The sequence below is a fragment of the Pseudomonas hefeiensis genome (assembly GCF_030687835.1).
GTDB lineage: Bacteria > Pseudomonadota > Gammaproteobacteria > Pseudomonadales > Pseudomonadaceae > Aquipseudomonas > Aquipseudomonas hefeiensis.
In genome coordinates this window covers 2065863-2084181 of sequence record NZ_CP117449.1, presented here as the reverse complement: position 1 = coordinate 2084181, position 18319 = coordinate 2065863, and the positions used below count along the sequence as shown (strand labels likewise).

Below are 18319 nucleotides of genomic sequence, written 5' to 3'. Positions count from 1 at the left end.
AGGGGCTGAAAAAAGGGGCTACATTATGCCGCCGAGTACTCGGCGGAGCAATGCGCGCCTGTCGCACCGTGGTTTTCCTGTCTGCCGGGGTAGTCTGCGACTGACAGCTGCCCCCTTCCCCCGCTACAATTGTCGACTTTGTCGCAACGCTGGAGCTCAACCTTCCGTGCCCGTTCTGCGTCTCCCGCTTCTCCCTGCCGCGGCAGGTAAACAGCACTGGGGCAACCTGCCCGGTGCCGCCCTGAGCCTGGCCATCGCCGAGGCTGCCAGCGCTGCAAAGCGCTTTACCCTGCTGCTGACCGCCGACAGCCAAAGCGCCGAGCGGCTCGAACAGGAACTGAGTTTCTTCGCCCCGGATTTGCCCGTGCTGCATTTCCCGGACTGGGAAACCCTGCCCTACGATCTGTTTTCGCCCCACCAGGACATCATTTCCCAGCGAATCGCCAGCCTTTACCGGTTGCCGGAGCTCAGTCATGGCGTTTTGGTAGTGCCAATCACCACGGCCCTACATCGCCTGGCGCCGACCCAGTTTTTGCTGGGCAGCAGCCTGGTGCTGGACATCGGCCAGAAGCTCGACGTCGAGCAAATGCGCAGCCGTCTTGAAGCCAGTGGCTATCGTTGCGTCGACACGGTGTACGAGCATGGCGAGTTCGCGGTGCGCGGTGCGTTGATCGATCTGTTCCCGATGGGCAGTAAATTGCCTTACCGCATCGACCTGTTCGATGACGAAATCGAAACCCTGCGCACCTTCGACCCGGAAAACCAACGCTCCATCGACAAAGTACAGTCGGTGCGCCTGCTGCCGGCCAAGGAATTCCCGCTGCAAAAAGACGCCGTGACCCGCTTCAAGGCGCGCTTTCGCGAACGTTTCGATGTGGATTTCCGTCGCTGCCCGATCTTTCAGGACCTGAGCAGCGGGATCACTCCCGCCGGTATCGAGTACTACCTGCCGCTATTTTTCGAAGAAACCTCCACCCTGTTCGATTACCTGCCCCAGGACACCCAGGTGTTTTCCCTGCCCGGCATCGAACAGGCGGCGGAAAATTTCTGGAACGATGTGCGCAATCGCTACGAAGAGCGCCGCGTCGATCCTTCCCGTCCTTTATTGCCACCGGCCGAGCTGTTCCTGCCGGTGGAAGACTGCTTTGCCCGACTCAAGAGCTGGCCACGCGTGGTGGCAAGTCAGCAGGACGTGGAAACCGGCGTCGGCCGCGAACGCTTCCCGGCCAAGGCCTTGCCGGACCTGGCGATCGAAGCCAAGGCCACACAGCCACTGGCGGCGCTGGCGGGCTTCCTCGACGAGTTCCCGGGGCGCGTGCTGTTCACCGCTGAATCCGCCGGCCGTCGTGAAGTGCTGCTGGAATTGCTCGAACGCCTGAAGCTGAGACCAAAAACCGTCGACAGTTGGCCGGACTTCGTCGCGGGCAAAGATCGCCTGGCGATTACCATCGCGCCGCTGAACGACGGCCTTGTCCTGGAAGACCCGGCCTTGGCGCTGGTGGCCGAAAGCCCGTTGTTCGGCCAGCGCGTCATGCAGCGCCGCCGCCGCGAGAAACGCGCCGACGCCGCCAACGACGCCGTCATCAAAAACCTCACCGAACTGCGCGAAGGCGCGCCGGTGGTGCATATCGACCACGGCGTGGGCCGCTACCTGGGCCTGGCGACCCTGGAAATCGACAACCAGGCTGCCGAGTTCCTCACCCTGCAATACGCCGAGGGCGCCAAGCTCTATGTGCCGGTGGCGAACCTGCACCTGATCGCCCGCTACACCGGCAGCGACGACGCCCTGGCACCGCTGCATCGGCTGGGTTCGGAAACCTGGCAGAAAGCCAAGCGCAAGGCCGCCGAACAAGTGCGTGACGTGGCCGCCGAGTTGCTGGACATCTACGCCCGTCGCGCCGCCCGCGAGGGATATGCCTTCGCCGACCCGAAAGCCGACTACGAAACCTTCAGCGCCGGGTTTCCCTTCGAAGAAACCGTCGACCAGCAGACCACCATCGAAGCCGTGCGCGCCGACATGCTCGCGCCCAAACCGATGGACCGGCTGGTGTGCGGCGATGTTGGTTTCGGCAAGACCGAAGTGGCCATGCGCGCCGCATTCATTGCCGTTCACGGCGGCCGGCAGGTGGCGATCCTGGTGCCCACCACCCTGCTTGCCCAGCAGCACTACAACAGTTTCCGCGACCGCTTCGCCGACTGGCCGGTCACCGTGGAGGTGATGAGCCGCTTCAAATCCACCAAGGAAGTGAATGCGGCCGTGGCCGATCTGGCCGAGGGCAAGATCGACATCGTCATTGGTACGCACAAACTGCTGCAGGACGATGTGAAGATCAAAAACCTGGGGCTGGTGATCATCGACGAAGAGCACCGCTTTGGCGTGCGCCAGAAAGAACAGCTCAAGGCCCTGCGCAGCGAGGTCGACATTCTGACCCTGACAGCCACGCCGATCCCGCGCACGCTGAACATGGCGGTGTCGGGCATGCGTGACCTGTCGATCATCGCCACGCCGCCGGCCCGGCGCCTGTCGGTGCGCACCTTCGTCATGGAGCAGAACAAAAGCACGATCAAGGAGGCCCTGCTACGCGAGCTGCTGCGTGGCGGCCAGGTCTACTACCTGCACAACGACGTCAAGACCATCGAAAAATGCGCTGCCGACCTGGCCGAACTGGTGCCGGAAGCCCGCATCGCCATCGGCCACGGGCAGATGCGCGAACGTGAACTCGAACAGGTGATGAGCGATTTCTACCACAAGCGCTTCAACGTGCTGATCGCCTCGACCATCATTGAGACCGGCATCGATGTGCCGAGCGCGAACACCATCATCATCGAGCGCGCCGACAAATTCGGCCTGGCCCAGTTGCACCAGTTGCGCGGTCGGGTCGGGCGCAGTCACCACCAGGCCTACGCCTACCTGTTGACGCCGCCGCGCCAGCAGATCACTCCGGACGCGGAAAAGCGCCTGGAAGCCATCGCCAACACCCAGGACCTGGGCGCCGGTTTCGTGCTGGCCACCAACGATCTGGAAATCCGTGGTGCAGGCGAGTTGCTGGGCGACGGCCAGAGTGGCCAGATCCAGGCCGTGGGTTTCACCCTGTACATGGAAATGCTCGAACGGGCGGTCAAGTCGATCCGCAAGGGTGAGCAACCGAACCTCGACCAACCGTTGGGTGGCGGGCCGGAGATCAATCTGCGGGTACCGGCGCTGATCCCGGAAGACTACCTGCCGGATGTCCACGCACGGCTGATTCTCTACAAACGCATCGCCTCGGCCACCGACGAAGAAGGCCTCAAGGACCTGCAAGTGGAGATGATCGACCGCTTCGGCCTGCTGCCGGAGCCAACCAAGAACCTGGTGCGTACCACCTGGCTCAAGCTCAAGGCCGAGCAACTGGGCATCAAGAAAGTCGATGGCGGCCCCAATGGCGGTCGTATCGAATTCGAAGCCCAGACGCCGGTCGATCCACTGGTCCTGATCAAGCTGATCCAGGGCCAGCCCAAACGCTACAAGTTCGAAGGTGCCACGATGTTCAAATTCATGGTGCCCATGGAACGCCCGGAAGAGCGTTTCAATACCGTAGAAGCGCTGTTCGAGCGCCTCACTCCGACCCCTGCTTGAAGGACGCCCCATGCGCCTGTTCCGCTCACTGACCTTGTTGATGACCCTGGTCGCTCCCCTGGCGTTTGCCGATGACCTGTATCAGGTTGAAATGATCCTGATGCGCCAGAACGCCGAGCCGGCGATTGTCAGCCGCGCCGCGCCGGAGGACTGGGACGCGGGTGCGCAACGCCTGGACGCGAACAGCCAGCGCACGCCTGCATTGGGTCACATCGTGGAAAAACTCAACGCCAGCGGCCAGTACACGGTGCTGATGCACAAAGCCTGGCAGCAGAACCTGGGCGAACAGGGCAGCAGAATCGCCGTCAGTGACGGCGCAGAACAGTTCGGTCAGTTTCCCATCGAAGGGACCCTGGAACTGAAACTGGGGCGTTTTACCGACGTGGATGCCGACTTCTGGATCAACCAGATCGACACCAATGGCCTGGTCACTTCCAGCGAACGTCTCAAACAGCAGAGCCATACCAAAAATGGCCAATTGAATTTCCTCGACAACGGCCATCTCGGCCTGCTGATCAAAATCACCTCGCTGACTGCGCCCGCGCCACGGCAGGCGCCTGACGTCATTCCGGACTGATCGGCGCGCCTATGCCCTCGCCCCTGAGCAAACCCCTGGCACCTTCCTGGGTCAATCGATTCAAGGAACAGAGCCTGGAGCGTGGGCGCCGTTACGCGCTGGAAAACCGCGTCAGGATCGTCGAGGCCGGCGACAGCACCATCACCGCCAGTTGTGAAGGTTCTGGGGGCAACGTTTACCGCCAGACGATTCGCCTTAAAGAGTCAGCCAAAGGCACGCTGATTCTGCTCGAAGCCGCCTGTACCTGCCCGGTGCGCATCAACTGCAAGCACTGCGCGGCGGTGCTGCTGCAAGTCCAGGAAACCCTGGCCTACCCGGCCGCCGAGAAAGACGCGCAGTTACTGGAGAAACTCCAGGCAGTGCTGGAAAACCGCAGCCCCAAGGCCCCGCCGCAAGTGCTGGTGGACAACGTCCAGCCAGTGCCGCGGCTGTGGCTGGCAAGCATCGAGTTCAGCGCCTTCGAGCCGCGCAACGGCAAGATGCAGCGCTATATCCAGCACCGCGCCGCTCTGTCTTTCAGCTACCTGGACGAATACATCAGCGGCCAGCGCAACACTGACGTACTGATTCGCCAGGACACACAGACGCTGCGGATAAAACGCCAGACGGAGGTGGAGCAGTCCTACCGCGAACAGCTACGAATCCTCGGCTTCAAAATCGCAACCCGCCAAAGCAAGGCCCTGCCCGAAAGCGCCGGTGAGCTGTACGAGATGGTCAACGACAGTGCCTGGCTGACGTTCACCCTCAACGATCTGCCGAAACTGCGTAGTCAGGGCTGGGAGTTGCAGATCGACGAGGATTTCGGTTTCGACCTGACGGCGGTGGACGAGTGGTACGCCACCGTCGATGAAACTCCGGAACGGGACTGGTTCGACCTGGAACTGGGGATTATCGTCAACGGCGAGCGATTGAGCCTGCTGCCGATCCTGCTGAACCTGATGCGCTCGCACATCGAACTGTTCAACCCGGAACGCCTGGCCAGGCGTCGCGATGACGAACTCATTCTGGTCAACTTGCCCAACCGTCCGAACTCCGAGTTCGGCCCGCAGCAAGTGGCCCTGCCCTATGGCCGGCTGAAACCGGTACTGGCGACCCTGGGCGAGTTTTACCTGCAGGAGCCCGGCACCACCAAGCTGCGCCTGAACAGCGCGGATGCCCTGCGCCTGAACCCGCTGCAAGACATGCCCCTGCGCTGGGAAGGCGGCGAGCACATCCGTGGCCTGGCCCAACGCCTGCGGGACATCAAGGACTACACCAGCACCGCGCCAGAAGGCTTGAACGCCACGCTGCGGCCTTATCAGCTTGAAGGCTTGAGCTGGATGCAATCGCTCAGGCAGCTCGAAGTGGGCGGCATCCTCGCGGACGACATGGGCCTGGGTAAAACCCTGCAAACCCTGGCGCATATCCTCAGCGAAAAAAACGCCGGGCGCCTCGACCGCCCCTGCATGGTGGTCATGCCCACCAGCCTGATCCCCAACTGGCTCGACGAGGCCGCCCACTTCACCCCGCAACTCAAGGTGTTGGCCCTGTACGGCGCCGGGCGCAAGAAGCATTTTGACCGGCTGGGCGATTACGACCTGGTCCTCACCACCTATGCGCTGCTGCCCAAGGATGTCGAGCGCCTGGCGGCACAGCCATTGCACGTGCTGATCCTCGATGAAGCCCAGTACATCAAGAATCCGAACAGCAAAGCCGCCGAGGCCGCCCGCGAACTCAACGCCCGACAGCGGCTGTGCCTGTCCGGTACGCCCCTGGAAAACCACCTGGGCGAATTGTGGTCACTGTTCCACTTCCTGCTGCCGGGATGGCTCGGGGACGTCAAGAGCTTCAACCGAGACTACCGCGTGCCGATTGAAAAGCGCGGCAGCGATGTGCGACTGCAGCACCTCAACGGTCGGATAAAACCTTTTCTGCTGCGCCGGACCAAGGAGCAAGTGGCGACAGAACTGCCACCCAAGACCGAGATCATTCATTGGGTCGAGCTCAGCGATGCCCAGCGGGACGTCTACGAAACCATGCGCCTGGCCATGGACAAGAAGGTACGCGACGAGATCACTCGCAAAGGCGTAGCTCGCAGCCAGATCATCATTCTCGAGGCACTGCTCAAACTTCGCCAGGTCTGTTGTGACCTGCGCCTGCTCAATGATGCTGCCCTGCCCGCCCGGGGCAGCACTTCAGGCAAGCTCGACAGCCTGATGGAAATGCTCGAAGAGCTGTTTGAAGAGGGTCGTCGGGTCCTGCTGTTTTCCCAGTTCACGTCGATGCTGTCGCTGATCGAAGACGAACTGAAGAAACGCGGCGTCGATTACGCCATCCTGACCGGCCAGACCCGGGACCGACGTACGCCGGTCAAGGAATTCCAGAGCGGCAAGCGTCAGATCTTTCTGATCAGTCTGAAGGCCGGCGGCGTGGGCCTGAACCTGACCGAGGCTGACACGGTGATCCACTACGACCCGTGGTGGAACCCCGCCACCGAAAACCAGGCAACCGACCGGGCTTATCGCATCGGCCAGGAGAAGCCGGTGTTCGTCTACAAAATGATTGCCCGAGGCACGGTGGAAGAGAAAATTCAGTTACTGCAGAAGGAGAAATCCGACCTCGCAGCCGGCGTATTGGACGGGCGCGTGGCCGGAGACTGGAAACTGCAAAGCGACGATATCGAGGCGCTGTTCGCGCCGTTGCCGGATAAGCTGGAAAAACGCTGATTCACAGCGATCCCTGTGGGAGCCGGGCTTGCTCGCGACAGCGGTGGTTCAGTTGGCGGAGAGGTTGGCTGTGCCGCCGTCATCGCGAGCAGGCTCGCTCCCACATTGTCCTGAGGTGAGCGCACCACGAGTCTCCTGCTCGCGATAGCCTAACCGGTGACATAGGTATTGGATGTGCCGGGCAAATCAGGCCCTGGGCAACGGCGCAAACAGCGCTTCGATATCGCTCTGCTCAAGCGCCAATCCACCCGTCATTCCACCATCCAGCACACTGCCAGCCAACGCGGCCTTATCCTGCTGAAGAGCCTGCATCTTCTCTTCCACCGTGCCCCGGGCAATCAGCTTGTAAACGAACACAGGCTTGTTCTGACCGATTCGATAAGCCCGGTCGGTCGCCTGATTTTCCACCGCCGGGTTCCACCATGGATCGAAGTGAATCACCGTGTCGGCGGCCGTCAGATTGAGCCCCGTACCACCGGCCTTGAGGCTGATCAGGAACAGCGACACCTTGCCACTTTGAAAATCCCTCACCGGAGTACGGCGATCCGTGGTGCTGCCGGTCAACAACGAATAGTCAAGGCTGCGCTTTTGCAACTCATCCTCAATCAAGGCCAACATCGAGGTGAATTGGGAAAACAACAGAATCTTGCGCCCCTCGCTAAGCAGCTCTTCAAGCATCTCCATCAAACTGACCAGCTTCCCGCTGCCCGAACGCAGCGCTTTGGTGGTCTGCGTGGTATTGAGCAGCCGCAGGTCGCAGCAGACCTGGCGCAACTTGAGCAACGCGTCCAGGATGATGATCTGGCTGCGCCCCACGCCGCTACGGGCAATTTCGTCGCGCACCTTCTTGTCCATGGCGACGCGCACCGCTTCATAAACATCCCGCTGCCCGTCACTGAGGTCAACCCAATGCACGATTTCAGTCTTGGGTGGCAGCTCGGTGGCGACCTGTTCTTTTTTGCGCCGTAACAAAAAAGGTTTTATCCGGGCCGTCAGATGCCGCATGCGCTCGCTGTTGCCGTGCTTTTCAATGGGGGTCCGGTAGTTGCGGTTAAAGCTTTTGCTGTCCCCCAGCCACCCGGGCAACAGGAAATGAAACAGCGACCAGAGTTCGCCCAAGTGATTTTCCAGGGGCGTACCGGACAGGCACAGACGCTGTCGGGCGTTGAGTTCGCGGGCAGCCTGCGCGGCCTTGCTGGTAGGGTTCTTGATGTTCTGCGCTTCATCGAGAACCAGCACACTCCAGGCCTGGGGCTTTAACACCTCAAGATCCCGTGGCAACAAGGCATAAGTCGTCAATATCAGGTCGTACTGTGCCAGGCTGGCGAAGTCTTTTTGCCGGGCGGCGCCGTGAAGCGCCACGACGTTGAGTTGCGGCGCAAAGCGGGCCGCTTCGTCGAGCCAGTTGGGAATCAGGCTGGTGGGCATGACTGCGAGCGCCGGGACATCCAGGCGTCCGGCCTGCTTCTCGCACAGCAGATGAGCCAGGGTCTGCAAGGTTTTACCCAGGCCCATGTCATCGCCCAGGATGCCGCCGACCTCCAACTCCCGCAGGGTTTGCATCCAATTGAGCCCTTCGAGCTGATACGGTCGCAGCATAGCCTTGAGCCCCTCGGGCGCAGGGACATGCACATGAGTTGACTTATGCAATTGCTTTGCGAAAGCGCGCAACCGCTCACCACCTTGCCAGACCAGGGGAAGACCTTCGAGTGTATTCAGCCTGGCCGCATCAAAGGCATTCAAACGTATCGAGTCGCCCCGATGTTCCTTCATGTACAGCTCGCCGAGGGTCGCCATCAACGGCTTGACCCGCCCATACGGCAACGCGACCTTCACGCCGGCCCCCACCATGAATTTTCCGTCGTTGAGATCGATCAACATCAACTGCTCATCACGGCGCTGGTCGAGCTTGTCCGGGTCCATCATTTCGGGGTTCGAGCGAAGCAGATGAAGCAAAATCGGCAGCAGGCTGTGTCGTTTGCCATTGACGACAATGCCCAACTGTAAATCGAACCACTCTCGACCAGGAGACTCCTCAATGTCGGCGTACAGCTGCTCCACCGGTTGCAGATCGAAATGAAAGCCGTCTTCGATATCAATTTGCCAATGGGCGGCCCGCAACTTCGGCAGGCCTTTATCCATGAACGCCAACCAGGCGGCGTCATCCGGCATCTGTAACATCTCACCCGCGCTACCCGCCAGTGCAAGGCTCTTGCGACTGGCCTTTTTGAAACCTAGCTTACGCAGAACGTTGCGAAAGGCTTGCTCGACATCCGGCTTGCGCCGGATGCGCAACGTCTCGGTCCCGGACAGGACCGATACCTGCGTGATTTCTTTATCGTCCGCAACATGACCGTCGTAAATAAAGGTCAACGCCGCACGATGTTCTGGAACCGATTTCCAGTGCCTAAGGTTGAGTTCGCTTCCCAACGTCAGCACCGCCCGTGGCTCAACATCGTCGATGATGCGCTCGCTCAGTTTTTTTGGCGCAGGGATGGGTCGGTCGACAGCATTGATTCGATGGCTGAAAAGCACTGCCTGGCGAGCGGGAATCTCTGGCGCGAGGCATAAATGGCAGGCCAGCTTGTCGTCCATTTCATAGGTCAGCCGACCAAGCTCCCTGCGGGACACATCCAGATAATGAAGCGGCTCAAGCGGCAGAATCTTACCTGGCCGTTGATCGGCACTTTGCCACTGAGGCCTGTAGTTGCCGTTGGGCTGCTCCGCCCAGGAAAACTGCGCCGGCTTCTGAGCCCCTGCGCTGAGCGGCTGCGGCGGGTCCAGTTCGAAGAACAAGCGCGAAGACTGCAATGCAAGCGCCAGTACATCGGCGCCATTGCGTCCTTGCAGCGGATAGCTGTTCACCTGACCATGAAAATGTTGACTGCTGATCAGCAACCGACCGATCTGCTGGTCAATGTCAGACATGTAGTTCGGCAAACGAATCAGCATGTCGGCAAGCTGGTAGAACGCTTTCAGGTCCCGCAGGGAACCATCGTTGAGCTGACGGCCCTTGAAGAGCTCCAGCATCCACCTCCCGGTATCTGCGCTCTTGAGTTTGTAAAAGAGCCGGACATCGGAGCTATTGCCGGTGGCAGTCAAATCGGCACCTTGCGCAGGAATATGCTCAATCCAGGCTTGAAGATCGCGGCTCAGATGTTCGTCACCGCAGCCGGCTTGCAGCGCTTGTTCATCCCCCACCAAATGGAACATGACGGCGACACAGTGCTTGCAATCGCCGCCAACCGGGCACGAGCATTCGTAACGAACCTCGTCGTAACCCCGATAACGAATGAGCTTGATCACCTGCTGGTAGACATTAGCACCAGTACCCTCGCATTCAGCGTGAACCGATCGCTCACCTACTTGCAGTATCCGGACGCGTTCTCCCTCGGCGTAGTCGAATCCACGAGCGAGCGTACGCTGATCGAACGACTCCGCCCACTCAGTCTCAAGAAGTTGTGCAATCGATTTAATCATGGGCTCAGGACTTTAATGATGGATAACGAAGCCGAAAATCGGAGCTTTCCCAGAGTTTTGTACGAATCCCCCTGGCCGCCAGCAGGACACCTCTGCGACCGTTTTCACTGTCTGTTCCGCTAGCCAGCCGCCAATACCCGCGCCAACGTCGACTTCACCTTTCCCATCCCGTCATGCAGCGCCTGCTCAATCTCGGCCATGGTGATCACAGCCGTGGACTTGCCCGCCGCCGGATTCACCACCAGGGCCAGGCAGGCGTAATCGAGCTCCAGCTCACGGGCCAGCGCCGCTTCCGGCATGCCGGTCATGCCGACGATGTCGCAACCGTCGCGCTCCAGGCGGGCGATTTCGGCCACGGTTTCCAGGCGCGGGCCCTGGGTGCAGGCGTATACGCCATGGCTGCTGTAGCCACAGCCTTCGGCGGCCAGGGCGGCGATCAGTTGCTGGCGCAGCGCCTCGCTGTAGGGGTAGCTGAAATCAATGTGAGTAACCGCCTCCAGGTCATCGGCAAAATAGGTGTGCTGACGGCCGCTGGTGTAATCGATCAATTGGTGAGGAACGCAGAAATGCCCGGTCCCCATCGCGGCATGAATCCCGCCCACGGCATTGACCGCCAGGATCGCCTCGGCACCGGCCTGCTTCAACGCCCAGAGGTTGGCGCGATAGTTCACCTGGTGAGGAGGCAAGCGATGCGGATGGCCATGACGGGCCAGAAACAGCACTTCGCGCCCGGCGTAGTCACCGATCTGCACCTCGGCCGATGGCGCACCATAGGGCGTTTCTACTGCCAGGGACTGGCGAATGGTCAGACCTTCGAGCTGGGTCAGGCCAGTGCCGCCGATAATTGCGTAAACGGTCATGACAAACGTCCTTAATCGATCAGTTGGGCGGTTTTCAGCGCGCCGATTGCCGTCAGCCAGCGTGGGTCCTGGCGGTACTCGGTGGAGGCGAATGCCTGGCCGCGCATGCGTGCGATCCGCGCCGATGGCTTGACCTTCAACCGCTGGGCGGCGCTCAAGGCCAGTTCCGCAGCAGCGCGGTCGTTGCATACCAGCCCCATGTCGCAACCGGCCGACAACGCCGCCTCGATACGACTGGCGGCATCCCCGACCACGTGAGCGCCCGCCATAGACAGATCATCGCTGAAGATCACGCCATCGAACTGCAATTCGCCACGCAGGATGTCCTGCAACCAGCGCCGGGAAAAACCGGCTGGATTGGCATCGACCTGCGGATAAATGACATGGGCCGGCATAACTGCCGCCAGTTGCTTGCTCAGTTTGGCGAACGGAACCAAATCATTGGCGCGGATCTGTTCAAGGCTGCGCTCATCGTTGGGAATGGCCACATGAGAATCAGCTTCGGCCCAGCCGTGGCCGGGGAAATGTTTGCCGGTGGCGGCCATACCGGCGGTGTTCATGCCCCGGATGAAGGCACCTGCCAACAGCGCGGCACGCTCGGGGTCGCCTTCGAAGGCACGACTGCCGACCACCGCGCTGCGTTGATAGTCGAGGTCCAGCACCGGGGCGAAACTCAAATCGAGGCCGACCGCCAGTACTTCAGTGGCCATGATCCAGCCGCACTGCTCGGCCAGGTATTCGGCATTCGGGTTGTCGGCAATCGCCCGCATTGCCGGCAAACGGACAAACCCCTGGCGCAGGCGCTGAACACGCCCGCCTTCCTGATCGACCGCCAACAGCAGATCGGGACGGATGGCGCGAATCGAGGCGCTCAGCTCGCGCACCTGACGGGGATGCTCGATGTTGCGAGCAAAAATGATCAGGCCACCCACTTCGGGCTGGCGCAACAGGTGGCGATCTTCGGCCGTCAACCAGGTACCGGCGACGTCCACCATCAACGAGCCTTGCAGGCCAGCAGTCATAGTATTTCCTTGATAACAATGAACCCGCACAGCGGCGCACGCACGACCGCGCCGCCGGGCTCCAGGCCCGGCAGATCACGGTTATGCAATGAAGTATAAAGCGGGTTCGAAACGAGAGTCGGCATGGGCCGCTAGCTTAGCGGATGTAGGCAGCCGCGCCCACCCGTGTACTCAGGCCTTGGCGAGCGCCGGGGTCGATTTGCTGCGCGGACGCAACTGCGCGGCAGCCATGGCCTCATCGGTGACGCCACTTTCGGCGCGCATGCCAGCGGCCAGGAATGGCACCATCAGACGCATCACTTGCTCAATCGATGTATTCACACCGAAATCGGTTTCAGCGATAGCCCGCAGCGCCTTGATGCCGGACATGCTGAAGGCGGCGGCGCCGAGCATGAAATGCACGCGCCAGAACAACTCGATCGGCGGAATGCGCGGGGCGGCCTCGTTGACCAGGAGCATGTAACGACGGAACACTTTGCCGTACATGTCTTCCAGATAACGCCGCAGGTGGCCCTGGCTCTGGCTGAATGCCAGGCCCAGCAAGCGCATGAAAATGGAAAGGTCGTTACCGCTACGCGGCTGCACGACAAGGGCCTGCTCGACGAGGATCTCCAGCAGCTCTTCCAGGGTTGGCTTGACGTCTGGCTTGGCCTGACGCCGCTCCAGCTCACGATCCAGGCTGACACAGAAAGGCCCGAGGAAACGCGAGAACACCGCCTGGATCAGCGCTTTCTTCGAACCGAAGTGATAATTCACCGCCGCCAGGTTCACCCCGGCCTTGCTGGTGATCAGACGCAATGAAGTTTCAGCGAAACCTTTTTCCGCGAACAATTGCTCGGCAGCATCGAGAATGCGTTCAACGGTTTCCGACTGGGCCATGGCTACTCCGCCTGACAAACACTTGTTTGAAACATACGTTTCAGCCTTGGGGTTGTCAAGCCTGCCGGGGCGTTTTGCGAACGCCCGGTCAGATATTTAACCACACCTACGGTCCGCTGTAGCCCATGACGTTTTTGCGGCCCGACCGACCGTCCAGCGGCCTGCGATAAAAGGAGGATTGCCAAGCTGCGCCCACTGTATATAATCCCAGTCACTGTATAAAAAGACAGAGCGATCAATATGCTAAAGCTGACGCCACGCCAAGCAGAGATTCTGGCCTTCATCAAACGCTGCCTCGAAGACAACGGCTACCCGCCGACCCGCGCGGAAATCGCTCAGGAACTGGGTTTCAAGTCGCCCAACGCGGCTGAAGAACACCTCAAGGCACTGGCTCGCAAGGGCGCTATCGAAATGACCCCGGGCGCATCCCGCGGCATTCGTATCCCCGGCTTTGAGGCCAAGGCCGACGAAACCACCCTGCCGATCATCGGCCGGGTAGCAGCAGGCGCTCCGATCCTCGCCGAGCAGCATGTCGAGGAGTCCTGCAACATCAACCCGTCGTTCTTCCATCCACGAGCTGATTACCTTCTTCGCGTGCACGGCATGAGCATGAAGGACATCGGCATCTTCGACGGTGACCTTCTGGCAGTCCACACCACCCGCGAAGCCCGCAACGGCCAGATCGTGGTGGCGCGAATCGGCGATGAAGTGACCGTCAAGCGTTTCAAGCGCGACGGTAGCAAGGTCTGGCTGATTGCCGAGAACCCCGAATTCGCCCCTATCGAAGTCAATCTTAAAGATCAGGATCTGGTCATCGAAGGCTTGAGTGTCGGCGTTATCCGCCGCTAAAGGAGGCTTTATGCAGTTCCCACACGCACCACAACACACTCAACTTCCGCTGTTCGAGGCGTTTATGGCCCAACCGCTGGTTCCCGCCCTCAAAGAGGTGATCGAGTCACCTTGGGGCACCGAGCCCGAGGCCTTCAGCGAACTGTCGTTACGTGGTGCAGCCGGGAACTGCCTGAACCTGCTGGCGCCGATCCTGCGCGAGCTAAGCCAGGACCAGGACGCTCGCTGGCTGACGTTAATCGCACCACCGGCCAGCGTCACCCAGGCCTGGCTGCGAGATGCGGGCCTGAACCGTGAGCGCATCCTGCTGCTACAACCGCGGGGCACTCAAAGCGCCCAGCAACTGACCTGCGAAGCGTTGCGCCTGGGCCGCAGCCATACGGTGGTCAGCTGGCTCAATCCATTGACCACGACCGCACGGCAACAGTTGATCAGCGCCGCGCGCACCGGGGACGCACAAAGCCTGAATATTCGATTGGGCTAAGACAAACGCAGGGCTTCTCCAGGACAGAGAAGCCGGCCAGGACACTATCTTCCAAAAAGCCGACAGGCGGGATCAATGAAGAACCCGCGGCCCCTCTTCCTTGTTGAATTCTCCTTCAACCAGACGACCTGCCATCTGCACGCCCACACTCAACATCGCCTTGGCGACTTCGACGTGCTGGCCTTGCAGAAAGGCCTTGGCATCCTCGGAGAAGTTCAAGGTAACCAGAGAACCCTCGTCCTCGGCCCTGCGCAGCTCGATGCGGCCATCAGGAAGTTCGACAATTTCTAGAAAGGACGTTGGCATAAAAGTCTGTTCTCCACGAAAGGCGAGGATTATATAGTCATCGGCCAGGCTTCGCTCGGGATCTTGACCAAGCGTTATGGGCGAATATTACAGATCGGGGCAAACTCAACACTCGTTCAGCCCTTCACGAAAGCGGATTGCCAGGCTCTTGAGGTTCTGACGCCAGCTTTCCAGCTCCTCCCGGCTCAACGCCTGCTCGGGCTCTTCTTCGTCCAGATTGACCGCCATGATCAAAGGCTGAGTCACGTCCCCCTTAGGCTTGCGAGGAGCCCGGGGCGGCTCGAACAGCGCCGCGTGTGCCGCCAACAGCTTTGCCAGCCAGGTTTGCGGGTTGTGCGCCAGCTCGACCATTTCGGCCAGTTCCGGGATGGCGATGGTTTCCAATACTTCGCGGGTCAACAGCAGTTCGGCCCGGGGCGCATTTGCTTGCGGCAGGCGGTAGAACCCGGCAATTTCATGGCACAACCCCAACAACGCGCCGTACAGATGAAACAGCGCCGATTCGCGCCCGGCCTGGGTCAGCGCGGGAGAATTCATCGCCCGCCCATCCTCTGCCCTGGCGAGCGCTTCGAGCGACAGGCCGGCGAAATATATTTTCTGATTGGTGCGGGTATAGAGTTCGTGGGCCATGGCGGCATTCTCCCCAACGAAATAAAAGCTTCACGCAAGGGCGACAGTGTCGTGGAACAACCGAGGCCACTGCAAGGCAAAAACAAAAAGGCCGCATGAAAACCCTTGGGTTGTCATGCGGCCTTTTGTTTACTTGAGGTTATTGGGACGGCCCCGCCCGAAACGTCGAACCGGTCCAGCGGGGCAAGCTCCCCCGCCACAGGGAACCCCTATCTTCAGACAAGCCTTGGCGATCAGCGCTTGTCCTCGACGGTCCATTTGCCGCCGTCGTAGTACGCCTTCCAGCCGGTTGGCTTGCCGTCGACTTCGGTCTGCACGTACTGCTCCTTGGTCTTGCGGCTGTAGCGAATTACCGCTGGACGACCTTCCGGATCCTTCTGCGGTGCTGCGCAGAGGAAATGGTACTTCGGATCGATTTCGTCCTTGTGCGGCACGATCTCCATTACCAGCGGCGCACGGGTCTCGCGGTTTTTCGGGAACTGGCTGGCCGCCAGGAACAGGCCGGACGCGCCGTCGCGCAGGATATAGGTGTCGTTGACCTTCTCGCACTTGAGCTCAGGCATCTTCACCGGGTCCATCTTCGGCGGCGCCGCGTCACCGCTCTTGAGCAGTTTGCGGGTGTTCTTGCAGGTCGGATTGGTGCAGCCAAAGAACTTGCCGAAGCGGCCGGTCTTGAGTTGCATCTCACTGCCACACTTGTCGCATTCCAGGCTCGGGCCTTCATAGCCCTTGATGCGATAGGTGCCCTGTTCGATCTCGTAACCGGCGCAATCGGGATTGTTGCCGCAGATGTGCAGCTTGCGCTTTTCATCCAGTAGGTAGGCATCCATCGCCGTGCTGCAGATTGGGCAGCGGTGCTTGCCGCGCAGCACCAGGGATTCCGATTCACCCTCGTCGTCCGCAGCGATTTCATCGCCCGGCACCAGGTTGACCGTCGCCTTGCAGCGCTCCTTGGGTGGCAGGCTGTAGCCCGAGCAACCCAGGAACACGCCTGTCGAGGCGGTGCGGATCTGCATCGGACGACCACACGTCAAGCATGGGATGTCGGTCATGACCGGCTGGTTGGCCCGCATGCCGTTCTCGGCACTTTCGGCTACTTCGAGTTTTTTCTTGAAGTCGCCATAAAACTCGTCGAGGACGTTTTTCCAGTCCCGCTCACCCTGGGCCACATCGTCGAGGTTCTCTTCCATGCCGGCGGTGAAGCCGTAGTCCATCAGGTTGGAGAAGCTCTCGGACAAACGCTCGGTGACGATGTCTCCCATTTTTTCCGAATAGAACCGACGGTTGTGCAGCGCCACGTAGCCGCGGTCCTGAATGGTGGAAATGATCGCCGCGTAGGTCGAAGGACGACCGATGCCGCGCTTTTCCATTTCCTTGACCAGGCTGGCTTCCGAATAACGGGCCGGCGGTTTGGTGAAGTGCTGGGTTGGATCAAGCTTGATCAGCTTCATCACATCGCCCTGGGCCATGTCTGGCAGGACGTCGTCGTCACCCGGCTTGGTGATTTGCGGCATGACGCGGGTGTAGCCGTCGAACTTCAGGATGCGGCCCTTGGCGCGCAGCTCGAAGTCGCCGGCACCGACGCTGACGGTGGTCGACAGGTATTGCGCCGGCAACATCTGGCAGGCCAGGAACTGGCGCCAGATCAGCTCGTAGAGGCGCTCGGCATCGCGTTCCATGCCCGACAGCTTGCTTGGCTCGGTGTTGGCATCGGATGGACGAATCGCTTCGTGAGCCTCTTGTGCGCCTTCCTTGCTGCTGTAGACGTTCGGCGTCTCCGGCAGGTATTTCTTGCCGAACTCGCTTTCTATATATGTGCGCGCCATTGTCACGGCATCGACCGAAAGGTTGGTCGAGTCGGTACGCATATACGTGATGTAGCCCGCTTCGTACAAACGCTGGGCCATCATCATGGTTTTCTTCACGCCGAAACCCAGGCGATTGCTGGCGGCCTGTTGCAACGTGGAGGTGATGAACGGTGCCGACGGCTTGCTGCTGGTCGGCTTGTCTTCGCGCTTGACGATGCTGTAGCTGGAAGCCTTGAGCTTCTCCAGCGCGGCCATGGCCTGGGCTTCGTTGAGCGGCTTGAAGGCCTCACCCTTCTCCCGGGCCACGTCGAAGCGCACGGTAGCGCCCTTGGCGGTGCCGAGGTCGGCGTGAACTTCCCAGTATTCTTCAGGGATGAACGCACGGATTTCGCGCTCGCGCTCCACCACCAGCTTCACGGCGACGGACTGCACGCGACCGGCCGACAGACCGCGAGCGATCTTGGCCCACAGCAGTGGCGAGACCATGTAGCCCACTACGCGATCGAGGAAGCGTCGCGCCTGCTGGGCGTTGACCCGATCAATGTCCAGCTCGCCTGGTTGGGAAAAGGCCTCCTGGATGGCCTTCTTGGTGATTTCGTTGAACACCACGCGCTTGTAACGGCTGTCATCCCCACCAATGGCTTCGCGCAGGTGCCAGGCAATGGCTTCCCCTTCGCGGTCCAAGTCCGTCGCCAGATAGATGGTGTCGGCATCCTTGGCGAGCCGGCGCAGCTCTTCGATGACCTTCTCCTTGCCTGGGAGGATCTCGTACTTGGCTTTCCAGCCGTGGTCCGGATCCACCCCCATGCGTGAGACCAGTTGCTTGCGCGCCTTCTCCTTCGGCGACAGCACCGGCGCTTCACCGGCGGCAGCCTTGCCACGCTTGGCGGCTGGCTCCTTGCTGGCGCTAGCCGAACCGCTGGTGGGCAGGTCTCGGATATGGCCGATACTCGACTTCACCACGTATTGGTTGCCCAGATACTTGTTGATGGTCTTGGCCTTAGCCGGGGATTCCACAATGACCAGCGATTTGCCCATGGATCAGAAAATTCCTGAATTCTAAAAAGTGAAAGGCGGTTGGCGCCTGACGCGGCACCGCTATA

At 60.5% G+C, this 18319-nt stretch carries 12 protein-coding genes; 5 read left to right on the top strand and 7 right to left on the bottom strand.

The genetic code is table 11. The features are described 5' to 3' along the window. Nucleotides 1–166: 166 nt before the first annotated feature. The 3 genes from mfd to PSH57_RS09105 are packed head-to-tail and all read left to right on the top strand — an operon-like array spanning nucleotide 167 to nucleotide 6898. On the top strand, nucleotides 167–3616 hold the full coding sequence (gene mfd / locus PSH57_RS09115; protein ID WP_305416496.1) for a transcription-repair coupling factor: 3450 nt from the start codon (nucleotides 167–169) through the stop codon (nucleotides 3614–3616). Between the two features lie 10 nt (nucleotides 3617–3626). Beyond that, complete coding sequence (locus PSH57_RS09110; protein ID WP_288916215.1) at nucleotides 3627–4193, top strand: CsiV family protein; 567 nt, start codon at nucleotides 3627–3629, stop codon at nucleotides 4191–4193. An 11-nt stretch (nucleotides 4194–4204) separates the two neighbouring features. After that, on the top strand, nucleotides 4205–6898 hold the full coding sequence (locus PSH57_RS09105; protein ID WP_305389087.1) for a DEAD/DEAH box helicase: 2694 nt from the start codon (nucleotides 4205–4207) through the stop codon (nucleotides 6896–6898). A gap of 186 nt (nucleotides 6899–7084) precedes the next feature. On the opposite strand, the gene PSH57_RS09100 is transcribed toward PSH57_RS09105, so the two are convergent. The 4 genes from PSH57_RS09100 to PSH57_RS09085 form a co-directional block, all read right to left on the bottom strand. Next, the gene (locus PSH57_RS09100) at nucleotides 7085–10378 is read right to left on the bottom strand and encodes a DEAD/DEAH box helicase (protein ID WP_305389085.1); all 3294 of its coding nucleotides are present in this window, start codon (nucleotides 10376–10378) and stop codon (nucleotides 7085–7087) included. Nucleotides 10379–10497: 119 nt separating this feature from the next. Next, nucleotides 10498–11238, bottom strand: coding sequence for an S-methyl-5'-thioinosine phosphorylase (locus tag PSH57_RS09095; protein ID WP_305389084.1), 741 nt, complete (start codon nucleotides 11236–11238; stop codon nucleotides 10498–10500). An 11-nt stretch (nucleotides 11239–11249) separates the two neighbouring features. Next, nucleotides 11250–12260 carry a beta-N-acetylhexosaminidase gene (gene nagZ / locus PSH57_RS09090; RefSeq protein ID WP_305389082.1) on the bottom strand — a complete coding sequence of 337 codons (1011 nt, stop codon included), beginning with the start codon at nucleotides 12258–12260 and terminating at the stop codon, nucleotides 11250–11252. Between the two features lie 171 nt (nucleotides 12261–12431). Next, the gene (locus PSH57_RS09085) at nucleotides 12432–13139 is read right to left on the bottom strand and encodes a TetR/AcrR family transcriptional regulator (RefSeq protein ID WP_047227211.1); all 708 of its coding nucleotides are present in this window, start codon (nucleotides 13137–13139) and stop codon (nucleotides 12432–12434) included. Nucleotides 13140–13379: 240 nt separating this feature from the next. Here PSH57_RS09085 and lexA point away from each other — a divergent pair, with 240 nt between their 5' ends. Both lexA and sulA read left to right on the top strand, forming a co-directional pair. After that, entirely contained in the window at nucleotides 13380–13988 is a 609-nt protein-coding gene (gene lexA / locus PSH57_RS09080; protein ID WP_047227210.1) for a transcriptional repressor LexA, read from the top strand. A 10-nt stretch (nucleotides 13989–13998) separates the two neighbouring features. Beyond that, a complete protein-coding gene (sulA, locus tag PSH57_RS09075) occupies nucleotides 13999–14472 on the top strand; it encodes an SOS-induced cell division inhibitor SulA (RefSeq protein ID WP_305389081.1) in 474 nt (157 codons plus the stop codon). A 72-nt stretch (nucleotides 14473–14544) separates the two neighbouring features. Here sulA and PSH57_RS09070 read toward each other — a convergent pair whose 3' ends face one another. The 3 genes from PSH57_RS09070 to topA all read right to left on the bottom strand — a co-directional run bounded on the left by PSH57_RS09070 (nucleotide 14545) and on the right by topA (nucleotide 18254). Next, on the bottom strand, nucleotides 14545–14778 hold the full coding sequence (locus tag PSH57_RS09070; protein ID WP_047227208.1) for a hypothetical protein: 234 nt from the start codon (nucleotides 14776–14778) through the stop codon (nucleotides 14545–14547). A gap of 105 nt (nucleotides 14779–14883) precedes the next feature. Then, nucleotides 14884–15408, bottom strand: coding sequence for a DUF6586 family protein (locus PSH57_RS09065; RefSeq protein WP_305389078.1), 525 nt, complete (start codon nucleotides 15406–15408; stop codon nucleotides 14884–14886). Nucleotides 15409–15641: 233 nt separating this feature from the next. Then, entirely contained in the window at nucleotides 15642–18254 is a 2613-nt protein-coding gene (topA, locus tag PSH57_RS09060; RefSeq protein ID WP_305389077.1) for a type I DNA topoisomerase, read from the bottom strand. Between the last annotated feature and the right edge of the window lie 65 nt (nucleotides 18255–18319).